We start from the raw sequence: 17,508 nt of genomic DNA on the forward strand, positions 1-17,508 counted from the left end.
CACGGTGCACGGCATTCACGGACGCATACTCTTCATCGACGTCTCCGAGCGGACCTTCTCCATAGAGCCGCTCGGGGACACCGGCCTGCCCCTGCCCGGGGGCAAGGCGTTGGGTACGCGCCTGCTCCTTGAACACAACCCGGCCGGGGTGGACCCGCTCTCCCCGGACAACCGGTTCGTCATCACCACGGGCCCATGCTGCGGCACGTCCGCCTGGGGCTCCAGCCGCTACGGCGTCTTCTCCAAGTCGCCGCAGACCGGCTTCTACGCGGAATCCTACTCCGGGGGCAAAACCCCGGAGGCCATCGACCGGGCCGGTTTCGACGCCATCGTCGTGACCGGCGCGGCCGATGCGCTGACCGTCCTGGCCATCCACCCGGACGGTTGCGATTTTCACGAAACTCCGCAGCTCAGGGGACTCGAAACCTACGCCGCCGAGGACGCCCTGCTCCAGGACTACGCCCCCAGGGGCGAGAGATACGGCCGTCCCGGGGCCATGGTCATCGGCCCGGCCGGTGAAAAAATGGTCGCCTTCTCGGTCATCGAGAACGACTACTGGCGCAGCGCCGGGCGATGCGGCCTGGGCGCGGTACTCGGCTCCAAGAAGATCAAGGGGCTGGTCTTCGCCGGTGACCGCAAGCGCGCGGTTGCCGACCCCGAGGGGCTGAAGGCGTTCGCCAGGGAGTTTCGGGGCACCCACGGCGACTCCCCGGCGGTCAAGGCCTACCGGGCGCGGGGCACCACCCAGATGGTCGCCTTGATGAACACCGTGGGCGCGTTCCCCAGCCGCTACTGGTCGGCCGGGACCTGCGACCACTGGGAGCGCATCAGCGGCGACGTCTTCCATGAACAGCACGAGGTCACGCCCCACGCCTGCCTCAAGTGCTTCATGGCCTGCGGCCGCAAGGCGCACATCACCAGCGGCCCGCACAAGGGGCTGACCATCGAGGGCCCCGAGTACGAGACCATCTACGCCTTCGGCGGGCTGTGCATGGTCCGCAACATCGACGAGATCGCCCACCTGAACGACCTCTGCGACCGGCTCGGCCTGGACACCATCTCGGCGGGCAACCTCTGCGCCATGATCGCCGAAGCCTCCAGCCAGGGCCGCCTGGACGCCCCGCTGACCTACGGCGACGCGGCCACCATCGCCGCCCTGCTGGAGCAGATAGCGGGCCGCGAGGGGCTGGGCGACATCCTGGCCGACGGCATCGTCAAGGGCGCGGCCCGGCTCGGGCTGTCCGACATGGCCGTGCACGTCAAGGGGCTGGAGCCCGCCGGCTATGACCCCCGCGTGCTCAAGGGCATGGGGTTGACCTACGGGACCTCCCCGCGCGGGGCCTGCCACCTGCGGACCACTTTCTACAAGGCCGAGCTGTCCGGGATGATCTCGTCCGACGCCGTGGAGGGCAAGGCCGACCTGCTCATAGATTTCGAGGACCGGCTGGTCGTGTTCGACTGCCTGATCCTGTGCCGCTTCTACCGCGACATGTACGACTGGGCCACCCTGGTCCGTCTGCTCACCCTGGTCACCGGAGAGCCGTGGGACGAAGCGTCCCTGCGCCGGGCCGCGGCCCGCGTGGTGGACGACACCCGGCGGTTCAACGTCCGCGAGGGGCTGACCCCCAAGGACGACCAGCTGCCCAGGAAGCTCCATGAATCCCTGCCCACCGGGCAGGTCATCACCCGGGAGGAGTACGCGCTCCTTCTCAATGAATACTATCGCCTGCGCGGCTGGGATGAATCGGGCGTACCGCCCGTCCCGGCCGCCTAATAGGAGGAAAGATATGACCCTTGAAGCGTATGCCGTCCACAAGAGCTACGGGGATGTACAGGCCCTGAAGAACGTCGATTTGACCGTCCAGAAGGGCGAGCTGTTCACGCTGCTCGGCCCGTCCGGCTGCGGCAAGACCACCCTGCTGCGGATCATCGCCGGACTGGAACAGGCCGATTCCGGCTCGGTCTTCCTCAACGGCCTGCCCATCACCCAGAAGCCCGCCAACGAACGTCCGGTGAACACGGTCTTCCAGAGCTACGCCCTGTTCCCGCACATGACCAACGCGGACAATGTGGCCTTCGGCCTGCGCTCCCAGAAGATTCCGGAGGGCGACATCCGGACCAGGGTGAACAAGATCATGGAAATGCTGGAGCTGACCAATTTCAGGGACCGCTACCCGGACCAGCTCTCCGGCGGGCAGCGGCAGCGTGTGGCCATGGCCCGCGCCCTGGTCTGCGAGCCCGAACTGCTTCTGCTGGACGAGCCCATGTCCGCCCTGGACGCCAAGCTGCGCACCCAGTTGCAGATCCAGCTTCGCCGGTTGCAGCAGCAGTTGAACAAGACCTTCATCCTGGTCACCCACGACCAGGACGAGGCCCTGACCGTGTCCGACCGCATCGCGGTCATGAAGGACGGCGAGGTGCTCCAGCACGGCTCTCCCCGGCAGATATACGACCGCCCCAACTGCCGCTTTGTGGCCGAGTTCATCGGCACGGCCAACATCCTCGAGGCCGAACGGCGCAACGACCAGATCATCACCCACGCGGGCAGGCTGACCGTGCCCTCCCCGCCCCAGTGGAAGCGCGGGGCCCTGGTCATCCGGCCCGAGGGCATCGTCCTGCGCGACCAGGAGCCCGAGACCAACGGCGTCCTGGCCACGGTCACGGAAACCTTCTACCGGGGCAACTTCCTGGACATCACCCTGGACCCGGCGGGGTTGCGCATGCGCTGCGCCCCGCACAAGAAGCTCCAGGTGGGCGACAAGGTCTGGGTCGAACTGCTCAAGGACGCACTGGTGGCCATCGATGACTAGCGATCAACAACAAGACACCCGCATCTGGTACGGCGAGCTGACCACCCGCTCGGCCCTCCGGCGGCGCGGCCTGCTCCAGGTTTCGCCCGGCCTGTTCTGGATCCTCATCTTCCTGACCGTGCCCGCGCTGGCGCTCATCGCCCTGTCCTTCGCCACGCGCGGCGGCTACGGCGAGATCGAGTGGATCTTCACCTTCGAAAACTTTTCCCGGCTGGCCGGGTACGGCATGTTCGGCTGGAGTCCGGACTACCTGATCATCCTGGCCCGCTCCCTGTGGGTGGCCTTCGTGACCACCACCATCTGCACCGCGCTGGCCTTCCCGCTGGCCTTCTTCATCGCGCGCAAGCCCAAGACCACCCGGTACGTCTGGCTGACCCTGGTGATCATCCCGTTCTGGACCAACCTGGTCATCCGCACCTACGCCTGGCAGCTGGTCCTCTCCCCGGACCTGCCCATCGCCAAGTTCGCGGCCGTGCTCGGGCTGATCCCGGCGGGCAGCCCGCTCTACCCGTCGGAGTTCGCCGTGTACCTGGGCATGATCTCCGCCTTCCTGCCCTTCGTGGTCCTGCCGCTCTATTCCAGCGTGGAGAAGCTCGACTGGTCCCTGGTGGAGGCGGCCTTCGACCTCTACTCCAACCGCCGCCGGGTGTTCATGCAGGCCATCCTGCCCCAGACCCTGCCCGGCCTGTCCGTGGGGGCCATCCTGACCTTCGTCCCGGCCATGGGCATGTTCCTCATCCCGGACTTCCTTGGCGGGGCCAAGTACATGCTGGTCGGCAACCTGATCCAGCAGCAGTTCGGCAAGAGCCGCGACTGGCCGTTCGGCGCGGCGGTCTCCCTGGCCCTGATGGTCCTGACCCTGGTCGGCCTGTTCGTGTTCCGGCGCAAGGGCGAAAAGATGGAGGTCATCTAAGATGCGGTCGCAACGCAAGCCGATCCTGATCCCGGCCGTGGCCATGGGGACCCTGGCCTTCCTGTACATCCCGCTCATGGCCGTGGCCTCGTTCTCGGTGAACGACTCCCGCTTCGGCCTGACCTGGCAGGGGTTCACCTGGAAATGGTACCTGGAGCTCTTTCAGAACCAGCAGATTCTCGAGGCGGTGGGCAACACCCTGCTCCTGGCGCTGGTCTCCACGGTCATCGCCACGGTGGTGGGCACGGCCCTGGCCATCGGCATGAGCCGGTTCCCGTGGTCCAAGAAGACCTCGGCCTTCTTCGAATTCAACCTGTACATGCCGGTCATCACCCCGGAGATCGTGTTCGCGGGCGCGCTGGTCATCGCGTTCGCCTCCCTGCGCTACTTCTCCTCGGCCTTCGAACCCGGCATGCTGAACATGATCATCGGGCACGTGACCTTCCAGGTGGCCTTCGTGGCCCTGGTGGTCCGCTCGCGCCTGGCGGCCTTCAACAACGAGATCGAGGAGGCCTCCCACGACCTCTACGCCACCAACTGGTACACCCTGCGCAAGGTCATCCTGCCCATGCTCACCCCGGGCATCGTGTCCGGGGCCATGCTCGCCTTCACCCTGTCGCTGGACGACTTCATCATCAGCTTCTTCACGGCCGGGCCCACCTCGGTGACCCTGCCGCTCTACATATATGCGGAAGTGCATCGCGGCATCACGCCGAAGATCCACGCCCTGTCCACCGTCGGTCTGCTGGTGACCATCGTCCTGGTCATCGTCTCGCAGAAAATATCAAACAGTTTCAATGAAAAGGAGAGAGAGGATGCGTAAACTGCTGCTGGCCATTCTGATGGTCCTGGTCATGGTGCCGTCCGCGTTCGCGGCGGAAGAAATGCGCCTGCTCATCTGGAGCGAATACATGCCCGAGGATTTCCTGACGGATTTCGAGCGCGACACGGGCATCAAGGCGCGCGTGGAGTATTACGAATCCATGGAAGAGATGGTCGCCAAGCTCCAGGCGGGCGGCAAGAACCAGTATGACGTGGTCGTCCCGTCCGACTACATCATTCCGGCCATGGTCAAACTGAATCTGCTCAAGGAACTGGATCACTCCAAGCTGCCCAACCTGAAAAACCTCGAGGCGACCTTCATCAACCCCGCCTGGGACGACGGCAACAAGTACACCGTAGCCTACCAGTGGGGCACCCTGGGCATGATGTACCGCAAGGACAAGCTCAAGGACTTCGACGGTTCCTGGTCGATCATGTTCGACCCCGAAAAACGCCAGGGCGCGTTCATCTTCGTCGACTCCATCCGAGAGATGCTCGGCTGCGCCCAGTGCGCCATGGGCATGGACGTGAACACCACTGAAAAGGCGGACCTCAAGAAGCTCCTCGACACCATGCTTGAAGCCAAGAAATCCAAATACTTCGCCGGATTCGACGTGGGCACCGGCGGCCGCTCCAAGGTCGTGGCCGGCACCGCCGTGGCCGCCATCGTGTACAACGGTGACGCCCTGCGCGCCGTGGCCGACAACTCGGACACCTGCAAATTCGTGAACCCCAAGGAAGGGACCATCGGCTGGGTGGACAGCATGTCCATCCCCATCGGCGCCCCGCACCCGGACATGGCCTACGCTTTCATCAACTGGGTGCTCGAGCCCAAGGTCGGCGCCAAGCTGTCCAACTGGACCCAGTACGCCACCCCGAACGAGGCGGCCTACCCGTACATCACCCCGGAAGACTTCAAGAACCCGGCCATCTACCCGGAGAAGTCCTACATGCCCAAAATCCAGTTCATCAAGGACCTGGGCAAGGACAACAAGATGTACGACCAGATCTGGACCATGGTAAAGACCCGTTAATCCTCCAACCCGGCGGCCGGGGGACCATACCCCGGCCGCCCTATTCATCATGCCAGACCACTATTTGCTGACAAACGGAAACATCATCACCATGGACGGCCGGGAATCCCGCGCCCAAGCCATGGCTGTCGAGAACGGCCGCATCCTCCGGGTCGGCTCCAACGAAGACATGGCCGACCTCATCGAAGCGGGGTGGGCCGCGACCGACCTTGAGGGGCTGACCGTGCTGCCGGGCTTCATCGACACCCACCAGCACCTCGGCCTGACCGGCCAGGTCCTGAACGGCATCGACTTCCAGGGGACCCTGTCCCTGCAGACCCTGTTCGACAAGGTCCGGGAAGCGGCCAAGGACGCCGGGCCCGGCGCCTGGATCCTCGGCTACACACTGAACGACTTCTCGCTCAAGGAGAAACGGATGCCGCTCAAGGAGGAGCTGGACGCGGTCTGCGCCGACAAGCCGGTCATGATCGTGCACTCCTCCTGGCACATGTGCTCCCTGAACTCCCTGGCGCTCGAGATTCTGGCCCCGCCCGCCGACCTGCCGGGCATGGACCTCAAACAAAACGGCGAGCCCACCGGCGTGGTCCGCGACCCGGGCGCGCCCGATTTCATCTTCCCGGCCGTGTCCTCGCGCACCCCGGTGGAGGTCAAGCTTGAGAGCTTCCGCAAGGCGTGCGAGGCGGCCGTCAAACAGGGCATCACCACCCTGCACTGCCTGGAAGGCGGCGGCTTCGGCCCCGGCGACACCCGCATCGTCCTCGACAACCTGGACAAGCTTCCGGTCAACGTGGTCCTCTGGAACCAGGTCATGGACGTGGACGAGACCGTGGACATGGGCCTATCCCGCATCGGCGGGTGCATCTGCGCGGACGGGGCCATCGACGCCTACACCGCCGCCCTCTTCGAACCCTACTGCGACCAGCCCGGCAACTGCGGCACCCTGAACTACACCCAGGAGGAGATGGACGAATTCGTCCTGAACTCCCACAAGGCGGGTCTCCAGGTGGCCGTGCACTGCGAGACCGACAAGGCCATCGAACAGGTTCTGTGCGCCATGGAAAAGGCCATAGCCGCCTACCCGCGCGACGACCACCGCCACCGCATCGAGCACTGCGAAATCCCGACCGTGGACCAGGTGGAGCGCATGGGCCGGGCCAAAATTCTCGCGGGCATGCAGCCCGCGTTCATCCACTACTTGGTGGACATGGGAGACTACGAGAAGCGCTTCGGCTGGGACCGGCTGCGCTGGATGCACCCCTACCGGACCATGCTCGACAACGGCGTGATCATGACCGGCGGCTCGGACTGCCCGGTCACCCCGCACGGTCCGCTCGTCGGCATCCAGACCGCCGTGCTCCATCCCATAAGGGAGGAGCGCCTGACCCCCGTGGAAGCCATCCGCATGTTCACCGTCGACGCCGCCTACAGCGCCTTTGACGAGGCCAACCGTGGCAGCATCGAACCGGGCAAGATCGCCGACCTGGTGATTCTGAGCGCCGACCCGACCGAGGTACCCCCCGAGTCCATCCGCGAGATCAAGATCGTCAAGACCATCGTGGAGGGCAAACCGGTGGATGACCCCAGGGACGGCCCGGCGGCCTAGCCGCCCCCATACCCCGACCGAAATCCCGAATCATCACCAGAAAAACGGAGTGGAATCATGACCCGTAACATCGACGAAGCGTTTAAAGAAGCAACTGAATTTATTGACATTATCAAGAAGCCCGTGGGCACCGTCACCCTGGAGGAACGCCGCCAGATCGCCACCGAGACCGTGGAGAACTTCCGCGACTACATCAACAAGGGCTTTCTGGAATACCGCAAGTCCGTGACCGAGGCGGGCGAGTTCGCCGTGACCGAGTGGATGGGCCAGGGGTCCATCCTCAAGGACGCCCTGGACCGCGAGTTCATCGACATCCTCGGCGGGTTCGGCCTGTACAGCTACGGCATCCGCCATCCGAAGATCGTCGAGGCGGTCAAGGCCCAGCTCGACCGCTCGCCCCAGTACTCCCAGGAGATGCTCGACCCCCTGCGCGCCAAGCTCGCCCGGGTCATCGCCAAGCTGACCCCCGGCGACATCCAGTACGGGTTCTTCGCCAACTCCGGCACCGAGGCCGTGGAAGGAGCCATGAAGCTGGCCAAGTTCTACACCGGCAAGAAGGGCTTCATCTCCATGCTCAAGGGGTTCCACGGCAAGACGCTCGGCTCCCTGTCCCTGATGGGCAAGACCGATTACCGCGCCCCGCTGCTGCCCCTGCTCGAAGGCATGCGCCACGTGCCCTTCGGCGACGTAGCGGCCGTTGAGCGCGAACTGAAGTACGCGGAAGCCGTGGGCGACGACATCGCCGCCGTGGTGGCCGAGCCCATCCAGGGCGAGGCCGGGGCCATCGTGCCGCCGGACGACTTCTGGCCCGGCCTGCGCGAGGTCTGCGACAAGTACGGCGTGCTGCTCATCGCGGACGAGGTCCAGACCGGCTTCGGCCGTACCGGCGAGATATTCGGCGTGGACCACTGGGACGTGCAGCCCGACATCATGTGTTTCGGCAAGGCGCTGGGCGGCGGCGTGGTGCCCATGTCCGGCTTCTTCTCCACCCCCAAGATCTGGGAGGTCATGGAGCCCAACCCGTTCATGCACACCACCACCACGGGCGGCAACCCCATCGCCTGCGCCTCGGCCCTGGCCGCCATCACGGTCATGCACGAGGAAAACCTGCCCGCCCAGGCCGCCCAGAAGGGCGAGTACGTCAAGGGCCGCCTGCAGGAGCTGTCCGACCGCTACCCCGGCATCCTGGACAAGGTCACCGGCAAGGGTCTGCTCATCGGCATGCACTTCGTGGATGACGAGATCGGCTACCACGTGGCGTCGGGCCTGTTCGCGCGCGGCGTGATCACCGCCGGAACCCTGACCAACGCCCGGTGCATCCGCTTCGAGCCCGCCCTGAACATCCCCATGGGACTGCTTGACGAGGCCCTGAACAAGATGGAAGACGTCTTTAAATCGCTGCCCAGCAGCTAAGGAGGATTCCCATGAACGCGACAGACATGAAGCTTTGGATCAACGGCCAGTGGACCGACGCTGCCGACGGCGGTCGGGTGGATGTGGAGAATCCGGCGACCGGCGAGACGATCGCCACCGTGGCCAAGGCCGGTGAAAAGGACGTGCTCAAGGCCGTGGAAGCGGCCAAGACCGCCTTTGACGACGGCCGCTGGTCCGGCCTGACCCCGGCCCAGCGCTCCAAGTGTTTGTGGAAGCTGGCCGACCTGCTGAAAGGCCGCATGGAGGAGTTCGCCCGCATCGAGTCCGAGGACACGGGCAAACCCTACGAGTTCCTCAGCCTGGGCGCGGACCTGCCGTTCTGCATCGACAACCTGCGCTTTTTCGCCGCCGCTGCCCGCGACACCGGCGGCCACCACGCGGGCGAGTTCGCTCCAGGGTACACCTCCATCTACCGCCGCGACCCGGTGGGTCCGGTGGGCCAGATCGCCCCGTGGAACTACCCCCTGCTCATGGGCGTGTGGAAGCTCGGCCCGGCCCTGGCCGCCGGCTGCACCGCCGTGCTCAAGCCCGCCACCCTGACCCCGCGCACCTCGCTCATGCTCGGCGAGTTGACCGCCGAGGCGGGCATCCCGGACGGCGTGGTCAACGTGGTCGCGGGGTCCGTGGGCCACATCCTGACCAGCCACCCGGACATCCGCATGGTCTCCCTGACCGGGGCCACCGAGACCGGCAAGTCGGTCATGAAGAGCGCGGCCGACACGGTCAAGCGCGTGCACCTGGAGCTGGGCGGCAAGGCCCCGTGCCTGGTCTTCAGCGACGCGGACATCGACCTGGTGGCCGAGAAGCTGTCCGTGGCCGCCTTCTGCAACTCCGGCCAGGACTGCACCGCCGCGACCCGCATCATCTGCCACAAGTCCATCGAAAAGCAGATCTGCAACGTCATGGCCGAGGCCATGAAAAAGGTCGTGGTCGGCGATCCCTTCGATTCCGAGACCCTGATGGGCTCGATGATCTCCGGCCGCCACCTGGAGACGGTCTCCGGCTTCGTGGACCGCGCCCGGGCCGACGGGGCCACAGTGCTCTGCGGCGGCCAGAAGCTCGACCGGCCCGGCCACTTCTACGCGCCCACGGTCATCACCGACGTGCGCCAGGACTCCGAGATCGTCCAGCAGGAGGTCTTCGGCCCGGTCATCACCATCCAGACCTTCGACGACGAGGCCCAGGCCATAGCCATGGGCAACGACGTGGTCTTCGGCCTGGCCTCTTCCGTGTTCACCAAGGACGTGGCCCGGACCATGCGCGTGTCCAAGGCGCTGGAATTCGGCACCGTATGGGTCAACGACCACCTGCCCCTGGCCTCCGAGACCCCGCACGGCGGGTTCAAGCAGTCCGGTTTCGGCAAGGACCTGTCCGCCGAGGCCGTGGGCGACTATCTGGTGACCAAGCATGTGATGATCAACACCGGGGCCTAGACAGGCCCCGGCCGGAACATTCAACCCCTGCCCTCGAGGCAGACTGAGAGAGACATGGCGAATACCCCCGTTTCCCCCATCCGCGTCCCGGTCCGCGCACCGGCCTGCGACGGGCTGTTCATGCCCGGCGAATGGGCCGAGCACGAGGCCACCTGGATGATCTGGCCCTGCAAGCCGTCGGCCTGGCCGTTCGGCATGGAAAAGCCCCGGCTCGCCTATGCCGAGGTGGCCAAGGCCATCAGCCGGTTCGAGCCGGTCTACATGATGTGCCGCCCCGAACTCATGGACCAGGCCAAAGCCCTGTGCGGCGACGCCGTGACCCTGGTGCCCATGGACACCCGCGACTCCTGGTCGCGCGACTCGGCCCCGACCTTCGTCATCGACGGCAAGGGCGGCGTGGCCGGTGTGGACTGGATCTTCAACGACTGGGGCCACATCGCCCGGTACGAAGGCGGATACGACGAGCCCATGGCCCAGGCCGTGCTCGAGCACCTCGGCATGCGCCGCTACGCCGCGCCCTGCATCATCGAGGGCGGCGGCATCCACTCGGACGGCGAGGGCACCCTGCTGACCACCGAACAGGTCCAGCTCGACCCCCGGCGCAACGCGGGCTTCAGCAAAAAGGACTTCGAGGACGTCTTCGCCGCCTACCTGGGCACGGAAAAGGTCATCTGGCTCGGCGACGGGCTGGAGGACGACGAGACCAACGGCCACGTGGACATCCTGGCCTGCTTCGTCAGACCCGGCGTGGTCATGGTCCACGACTGCACCGACCCGGAAGACGCCAACTACAAGGTCTCGCAGGACGCCATCCAGCGCCTCGAATCCGCCACCGACGCGCGCGGCCGGTCGCTTGAGATCATCCGCATGCCCCAGCCCGCACCGCGCTACAACGGCGACTGGCGCATGGACCTGAGCTACATCAACTTCTACATCGCAAACCGGGGCATCGTCATGTCCTCCTTTGACGACCCCATGGATGAAACGGCGTACAAGCTGATGTGCGAGGCATTCCCCGATCACGAGGTTATCCAGCTCCCGTGTCTGGACATCTTCGCCGGGGGCGGTGGCATCCACTGCATCACCCAGCAGCAGCCCAAGGGCGCACCGCTGCCGGTGTTTTAGGAGCGAACCATGACCAAAACCACCCTGGCCGTCACCCAGATGGCCTGCACGGACGACCTCGCCGCCAATGTGGACCGGGCCGAATCCCTGGTCCGCGAGGCCGCCGCCCAAGGCGGGCGGATCATCCTCCTGCAGGAGCTCTTCGAAGGACCGTACTTCTGCAAGAAACAGAAGTTCGAGTACTTCTCCCTGGCCCACGAGGCGCGTCTCGACGATCCCCTCCTGGCCCGGTTCTCCGACCTGGCCCGGGAGCTCGGCGTGGTCCTGCCCGTGTCCTTCTTCGAGCGCGCGGGCAAGGCGTACTACAACTCAATGGCCATGATGGACGCGGACGGCAAAATGCTCGGTCTGTACCGCAAGACCCACATCCCGCAGGGGCCGGGCTACGAGGAGAAGTACTACTTCAACCCCGGCGACACCGGCTTCAAGGTCTGGGAAACCGCCTTCGGCAAGGTCGGCGTGGGCATCTGCTGGGACCAGTGGTATCCCGAGTGCGCCCGGTCCATGGCCCTGATGGACGCGGACGTGCTCATGTATCCCACGGCCATCGGAAGCGAGCCGACCATGCAGGACTGGGACTCCATGCCGCACTGGCGGCGGACCCAGCAGGGCCACGCAGCGGCCAACATCCTGCCGGTCTGCGCGTCCAACCGCATCGGCACCGAGACCGACGACGACGTGACCATGACCTTCTACGGCTCGTCGTTCATCACCGACCCCATGGGCGAACTGATGGCCGACGCGGACCGGACCACCCAGGGCGTGTTCACCGCCGAGGTGGATTTCGACGAGATCCGCAACTTCCGCACCGGCTGGGGCTTCTACCGCGACCGGCGGCCCAGGCACTACCACGCCCTCCTCACCCTCGACGGGCACACACCCGCCGACTGAGAGAGGAACTACCGCAAATGAAAAGGGCGCCTGGTTGAACCAAGCGCCCTTTTTGTTGAAAATCAGATTGTGAAGGCCGCTTCGCGGCGATGGTCGGATGATTTCGCCTCCGGCGGGCAGGGGTTCGCCCCCCTGCCCGCCATACGTTGGGATTGAATCACCCCTGTTCAAGCGTGCTTCGCTTTCTCACAGCAGACACTGCAATCCCCCCATGCACCACAGGCAGTGACCGCAGGGGATGGTCGCGCCCAGACAGTCGCAGTCGAAATCGAACGGCGCGCCCTTGATGTCGTCGCACGGCACGAACGGGCAGTTGGAACAATAGGGGTAATCGTATTCCAGGACCTGGCGGCGGAAGTCCGCGTAGGCCTCGCCTTGCCAGATGTCCACCAGATCGTGTTCGCGGATGTTGCCGAACAGCCACGGCCGAACCACCTTTTTGCCGCCGTCCAAATGGCAGGCGTACTGGTGCCACAGGAACTGGCACGGGCTGACGTCGCCCTGCGAGGTGACGAAGGCGGTTCCGTCCTCCACGAAGTGGCAGTACCGCTCGTCGCGGGCCATAAGCGGCGGCAGCCGCAGTTCCATGCCCGCAAGCCGCGCGATGTCCTCGGCCTGGCGGAACAGGTGCGCGAGAGGGGTCCCGTCCCCTTCCCGGTTGCGGAGGTCCCATTCGAGCAGGCGGGGCAGATGGACCCACACGCCGGTTGCCTCGGCCTCGCCGAGCAGTCCCTTGATCAATTCGTGCAGGCGCTTTTCGCTGTCCGATTTGACGAACTTCCAGGCCACGCCGTGCTGGTCGTGCAAATCAAGCCCCTCGGCCCGCGCCCTGGCCTGCCATTTCTCGAACAGGGCCGTGGCCGAGGGCGTGTTGGGATTGAACAGGGACTGGTCCTGCATGGCCTGGTCATAGGGCAGCACGTGGGAAACGATGGCGAAATCCAGGCCAAGTTCTCCTGCCCAGCGGACCACCAGGGGCAACTGGTCGGCGGTGTCGCGCATGAGCACGAGTTCCACGCCCAGACGCAGTGCGCGGTCGTACCGCTGCCCGGCCTCGCGCAGCAGGCGGAAGGCGCGCTCCAGCCGGGCCGCGCCGGTCCCGCCGTGCAACTCGCCGCCGGACGGATCGTGGCCGCCCATTTCCAGGGTGTCCACGGAGATGCAGAAGGTGCCCACGCCGGACTCGACCAGCCGGTCGGCCAGTGTTTCGGTGACCAGCAGCCCGTTGGTCTGAAAGCCGATCCAGCCGGACTCGGGCATGGCCTTGCGGGCGAACGCGGCCATGTCGGCCAGGTCCGGGTTGAGCAGGGGCTCGCCGATGCCGTTCAGGACCAATGCCTCGCACCGCGCCAGGGCGGGCGAAAGCCGCTTGAAGGCCTCAAGATCGAGGTCGGTTTCGGGGATTTGGCTGTCCGGGGCGGACTTGACGCACATGGCGCAACGCATGTTGCAGCGAGTGGTCACCTCCACCTGGAGCCGGGACGGAAACGACGGCTCCGGCCCTGAGGCGGCGGGAGTCGGGGTGGGTTGAAGACGGTTCATGGTCGGCTGTTCCATCGGGTTGTGTCGGGGGAACCGCCTGTATACGGCAAACGGCCGCCGCCGTCGAGGGGGCGCCCCGGCCGGGGAAGAGCCGGACTAGGAACGGACCACGCCGGACAACCCCTCCACCGAGGCGTCTATGAACTCGTCCAGGGTGGGGCCGTCCGACTCGCCGATGAGCCGGTTGACCTCGCGTCCGCCGTGGAACAGCAGGAAAGTGGGCGTGCCCTTGACCGCGAACCGGTCGGTGGCCGTGTCCAGGTAGTCCGCGTTGTACAGAAAGCACCGGACGGACCCGCCGTGCGTCCGGCAGGCCGCTTCCAGGACCGCCACCTGGCCGGAAAACTTCTCGTTCCGTTTCAGGAAGGCGACCAGGAGAGGCCCGCTTCCGTTCTGCAATTCGATATCTATGGCTTGTGGCTCGATGATCTTGATCGTGCGCATGTTTTCTACTCCTCCCCCAGCCACGAACGCGGAAGTCCGCTGTCCGGGCCTGCCTTGGAACATAGCAGGGAGCGGGCCGCGATGCATTACATCAACACGTTAGTATGGTTATAAATTTACAGAGGGCAGGCGGTTGCGGCCGGGCCGGGAGTCCGGGGTCAGCCGTCCAGGCCCCAGGCCTTGAGCTTGCGATAGAGGGTGGCCCGGTGGATGCCCAGCCGCCGGGCGGCCTGGACCTTGTTGCCCCCGCATTCGCGCAGCACGGCCAGGATATCCTCCCTGCCCGGCCTGTGCGGCATGTACGACGCGGTGACGCCCGTTTCGGCGGCCGGAACCGTGACCGGTTCCAGGACGTTGCCCCGGATATGGTCCACCAGGTCCTTGCGGATGTGCCTGATCTCCACACTCTTGCCCGGGCACAGGATGCAGGCGTGCTCCAGGGTGTGCTTGAGCTCGCGCACGTTGCCCGGCCAGGAGTAGGTCAGCAGCAGGTCCATGACCTCCTCGGACACCCCGTCGAAATGCTTGCCGAAGTTCTCCGCGAACATGGACAGGAAATGGTCCGTGAGCATGGGGATGTCCGCCTGGCGGTCGCGCAGGGGCGGCAGGGTCACGGGCATGACGTTGAGCCGGTAGTACAGGTCCTCTCGGAAGGAGCCCCTGCGCACGGCCTCGCGCAGGTCCGCGTTGGTGGCCGCGATGATGCGCACGTCCGCGGTGCAGGTCCGGGATTCGCCCACCCGCTCGTACTCCCGGCTCTCCAGGAAGCGCAAGAGCTTGAGCTGGAGCATGGGGGAGATGTCGCCGATCTCGTCCAGGAACAGGGTACCGCCCTGGGCCGCCTGGATGCGCCCGACCTTGTCCCGGACCGCGCCGGTGAAGGCCCCGCGCACATGGCCGAACAGCTCGCTCTCGAGCAGGCTCTCGGACAGGGCCGAGCAGTTGACCTTGATCAGCGGCTTGCCCGCGCGCACCCCGCCGTAGTGCAGGGCCTCGGCGGCCAGTTCCTTGCCGGTGCCGGACTCGCCCAGGATGAGCACGATGGAGTCCAGCGAGGAAAGTTGTTCCAGGAGCTGGTAGATGTCCTGCATGGGGCCGCTGCGGCCCACGATCCCCCTGAAGCCGTGCCGCTGCTGCAGCTGCTTCTCCAGGTCCGCGATGTGGGAGATGTCGCGCACGACGAGCACCGCGCCCGCGTGCCGCCGGTCCTTGTCCACCAGGGGCGAACAGTTGATCTCGACCATGCGCTCGCCCATCAACGGGGTCTTCAGCTCGATCTCGTAGCCGTGCACCGGCTTGTCCGTCCTGAGGACCTGGCGCAGCACCTGGACGCACGGGTTGGTCTCGTCCCGGACCACGTCCTCGAGCCGACGCCCCCTGGAGCGCTCCTCCTCGAACCCGAACAGGGTCTTGGCCGCACTGTTGGTGGCGATGACCGACAGCCCGGAGTCCACCGTCAGGATGGCGTCCGGGATGGAGGCGAAGGTGGCCTCCAGGTTCAGCCGGTACCGCTCCTTCTCCTGGGTGGCCCGGGCCAGGGCGCTCTCGGCGGCCTTGTGCTCGGTCACGTCGCGGCCCACTGCCTGGATCTCGACCACGGAGTTGCGGTCGTTGAGCACGGCCCGGTGGGTCCACGATATCCAGCGCTCCTCCCCGTTGGGGCGGATGTGCAGGACCTCCCGGTCGAGCACGGGGCGGGCCGGATCGAAATGGTCGAGCCACTCGGTCAGGACCCTGCGGTCCATGGACCCCATGGAGGAGAAAAAGTCGCTGCCCAGAACGTCCTCCTCGTCCTGGCCCACGAACCGCTCGAAGGCGTTGTTCACGAAGGTCAGCTTGCCGTCCGGCCCGTAGCGGCAGATCAGCTCGGTCTGGTCCTCGACCACGGCCCGGTACAGCCGCGCGCCCTCGCGCAGGGCCTCCTCCACGATCCTGCGCCGGGAGATGTCCTGGGCGTAGAGGATGCAGACGTCCCGGCCCGCGTTGGTGAAATAGCTCATGGACAGCTCCACCGGGAGCGACGAGCCGTTCTTGCGCTTGAGGTAATCGTAGGACACCCGTTTGCCGCCCTGGTTCATGGCGGCCATGATCTGCTCCGGGTGGGCCACCAGGTCCTGGAGCGCCATGCCGCGCACCTCGGCCGCGTCGTAGCCCAGGACGCGGCAGGCCGCGTCGTTACACTCCATGACCATGCCCTGTTCCCGGTCCGCCAGGATAATGGCGGCCGAGGCCCCGGCGAACACGCTGCGGTACTGCTTCTCACTCTCGGCCAGGCCGACCTCGCCGCGCCGCCTGGTGGTGATGTCCCGCAGGGAAACCACGAAGCCGGACAGGGTGTCCCCCTGGAGCACGGGCCGCACGCGGGTCTCCAGGACCATGCCGCTGCGGTGCTCCTCCAGCCGGGCCGCCTCGCGGGTGGTCCGCGCCTTGGCGATGGCCCCCTCGTGCAGGTTGGCCACGGCGTCCGAAAAAAGCGAGGGATAGGGCCGACCGGCGCACTCGCCCACCTCCCGGCCCAGCAGGCTTTCCACCGGCCCGCTGCACTCGATGACCGAGGCCTCGTCGTCCAGCAGGAAGATGACCCCTTCGTCCGCGTTGAGCATGGACTTCAAAAACGCCTGGGCCGAAGAGAGCCGCGCCTCCTGCAGGGTGGCCGTGGAACGCAGCTCGTTCTCGGCCAGGCCGAGGCGAACGAGCATCTCGAGCTGGGAGCGGACCACGGGCTTCTGCAGATAGGCCATGGCCCCGCAGTCGCGGGCCAGGCGGCCGGGGTTGTCGGCCGAGGAGGAGATGAGCAGGATGACCGGGGTAACCAGGCCGAGCCGGGCCGCCTCGTGCACCAGGGAGCCGCCGTCGTCCTCTTCGCCATGGGCGGCCAGGACCAGGCCCGGACTCCGGCGGGCCATGAGCGCGGCCGCGGAAGCAGGGCTGGAGGCGGTCTCCACCTGATAGCCCCTGGCTTCGAGGATGTCCTTGATCAGCGCCCGTATGGAGGCGTCGCCGTCGGCGACGAGAATAGTCGAACTCACCGGCATATCTCCTGGAATGACCCATACATCACTTGCCCGTCGAAAACCAGCCCCGCGCCGCCTCCATCCCATTTGGGCTGTTCATTTCCCTTTTCTGGGTGTATAGCCCAAACCATGGTGGAGTCTTTTCCATAACTCAGGAGGATAGTATGTCATCTTTTACCGAAGCCGATCTGCCCGTCGATGTCCATCATGGAGAAATGATTACCCTCGGTGACGGAACCACGGTCAGGTTCGAATCCAATGGAGAAGCCAAGGACATCATGATCAATGATGGTTTTTCAGCCGCTTGCACCCTGTTCCCCGGCAACGATTACGTCGTCGAAACCAAAGGCGGCAAATACCGGGTCACCTGTGAATTCGGTGACGTCATGCACATCGAAAAGGTCTGATTTCCCGGCCGTGTCCGCTCCGGCGGGCGCGGCCCC

14 protein-coding genes are annotated in these 17,508 nt (G+C 65.8%); 11 read left to right on the forward strand and 3 right to left on the reverse strand.

Going from position 1 to position 17,508, the window contains the following annotated elements; all coding sequences use genetic code 11:
• Positions 1 to 4 precede the first annotated feature (4 nt).
• The 10 genes from ACR42D_RS12945 (at position 5) to aguB (ending at position 12,065) form a co-directional block, all read left to right on the forward strand.
• The gene (locus tag ACR42D_RS12945; protein WP_484567204.1) at positions 5 to 1,774 is read left to right on the forward strand and encodes an aldehyde ferredoxin oxidoreductase family protein; all 1,770 of its coding nucleotides are present in this window, start codon (positions 5 to 7) and stop codon (positions 1,772 to 1,774) included.
• Between the two features lie 13 nt (positions 1,775 to 1,787).
• A complete protein-coding gene (locus ACR42D_RS12950) occupies positions 1,788 to 2,810 on the forward strand; it encodes an ABC transporter ATP-binding protein (protein ID WP_484567205.1) in 1,023 nt (340 codons plus the stop codon).
• Positions 2,803 to 3,723 (forward strand): ABC transporter permease, encoded by a 921-nt coding sequence (locus ACR42D_RS12955; protein WP_484567206.1) that lies wholly within the window; start codon positions 2,803 to 2,805, stop codon positions 3,721 to 3,723. Before ACR42D_RS12950 ends, ACR42D_RS12955 begins: the two co-directional genes overlap by 8 nt.
• Position 3,724: 1 nt before the next feature.
• Complete coding sequence (locus ACR42D_RS12960) at positions 3,725 to 4,546, forward strand: ABC transporter permease (RefSeq protein ID WP_484567207.1); 822 nt, start codon at positions 3,725 to 3,727, stop codon at positions 4,544 to 4,546.
• Complete coding sequence (locus ACR42D_RS12965; RefSeq protein ID WP_484567208.1) at positions 4,539 to 5,579, forward strand: polyamine ABC transporter substrate-binding protein; 1,041 nt, start codon at positions 4,539 to 4,541, stop codon at positions 5,577 to 5,579. Before ACR42D_RS12960 ends, ACR42D_RS12965 begins: the two co-directional genes overlap by 8 nt.
• A gap of 64 nt (positions 5,580 to 5,643) precedes the next feature.
• A complete protein-coding gene (locus ACR42D_RS12970; RefSeq protein WP_484567209.1) occupies positions 5,644 to 7,182 on the forward strand; it encodes an amidohydrolase in 1,539 nt (512 codons plus the stop codon).
• A gap of 57 nt (positions 7,183 to 7,239) precedes the next feature.
• Positions 7,240 to 8,595 (forward strand): putrescine aminotransferase, encoded by a 1,356-nt coding sequence (locus ACR42D_RS12975; protein WP_484567210.1) that lies wholly within the window; start codon positions 7,240 to 7,242, stop codon positions 8,593 to 8,595.
• Between the two features lie 11 nt (positions 8,596 to 8,606).
• Positions 8,607 to 10,049: an aminobutyraldehyde dehydrogenase gene (locus ACR42D_RS12980; protein ID WP_484567211.1), complete on the forward strand. Its 1,443-nt coding sequence runs from the start codon at positions 8,607 to 8,609 to the stop codon at positions 10,047 to 10,049.
• Positions 10,050 to 10,103: 54 nt separating this feature from the next.
• Positions 10,104 to 11,174: an agmatine deiminase family protein gene (locus ACR42D_RS12985; protein WP_484567212.1), complete on the forward strand. Its 1,071-nt coding sequence runs from the start codon at positions 10,104 to 10,106 to the stop codon at positions 11,172 to 11,174.
• Between the two features lie 9 nt (positions 11,175 to 11,183).
• Positions 11,184 to 12,065, forward strand: a complete 882-nt coding sequence (gene aguB, locus ACR42D_RS12990) for an N-carbamoylputrescine amidase (RefSeq protein ID WP_484567213.1) — start codon at positions 11,184 to 11,186, stop codon at positions 12,063 to 12,065.
• Between the two features lie 186 nt (positions 12,066 to 12,251).
• Here aguB and ACR42D_RS12995 read toward each other — a convergent pair whose 3' ends face one another.
• The 3 genes from ACR42D_RS12995 to ACR42D_RS13005 all read right to left on the reverse strand — a co-directional run bounded on the left by ACR42D_RS12995 (position 12,252) and on the right by ACR42D_RS13005 (position 17,086).
• Entirely contained in the window at positions 12,252 to 13,607 is a 1,356-nt protein-coding gene (locus ACR42D_RS12995; protein WP_484567214.1) for a radical SAM/SPASM family putative metalloenzyme maturase, read from the reverse strand.
• Positions 13,608 to 13,703: 96 nt separating this feature from the next.
• Positions 13,704 to 14,051: a thioredoxin family protein gene (locus tag ACR42D_RS13000; protein ID WP_484567215.1), complete on the reverse strand. Its 348-nt coding sequence runs from the start codon at positions 14,049 to 14,051 to the stop codon at positions 13,704 to 13,706.
• 158 nt (positions 14,052 to 14,209) lie between these two features.
• Entirely contained in the window at positions 14,210 to 17,086 is a 2,877-nt protein-coding gene (locus ACR42D_RS13005; RefSeq protein WP_484567216.1) for a sigma 54-interacting transcriptional regulator, read from the reverse strand.
• A 143-nt stretch (positions 17,087 to 17,229) separates the two neighbouring features.
• Between ACR42D_RS13005 and ACR42D_RS13010 the strand changes: the two genes are divergently transcribed.
• Positions 17,230 to 17,472, forward strand: coding sequence for a hypothetical protein (locus tag ACR42D_RS13010; protein ID WP_484567217.1), 243 nt, complete (start codon positions 17,230 to 17,232; stop codon positions 17,470 to 17,472).
• Positions 17,473 to 17,508: the final 36 nt, after the last annotated feature.

The sequence above is a fragment of the Pseudodesulfovibrio sp. lm2024 genome, assembly GCF_051175575.1.
In the GTDB taxonomy this organism is placed as follows: domain Bacteria; phylum Desulfobacterota; class Desulfovibrionia; order Desulfovibrionales; family Desulfovibrionaceae; genus Pseudodesulfovibrio; species Pseudodesulfovibrio caledoniensis.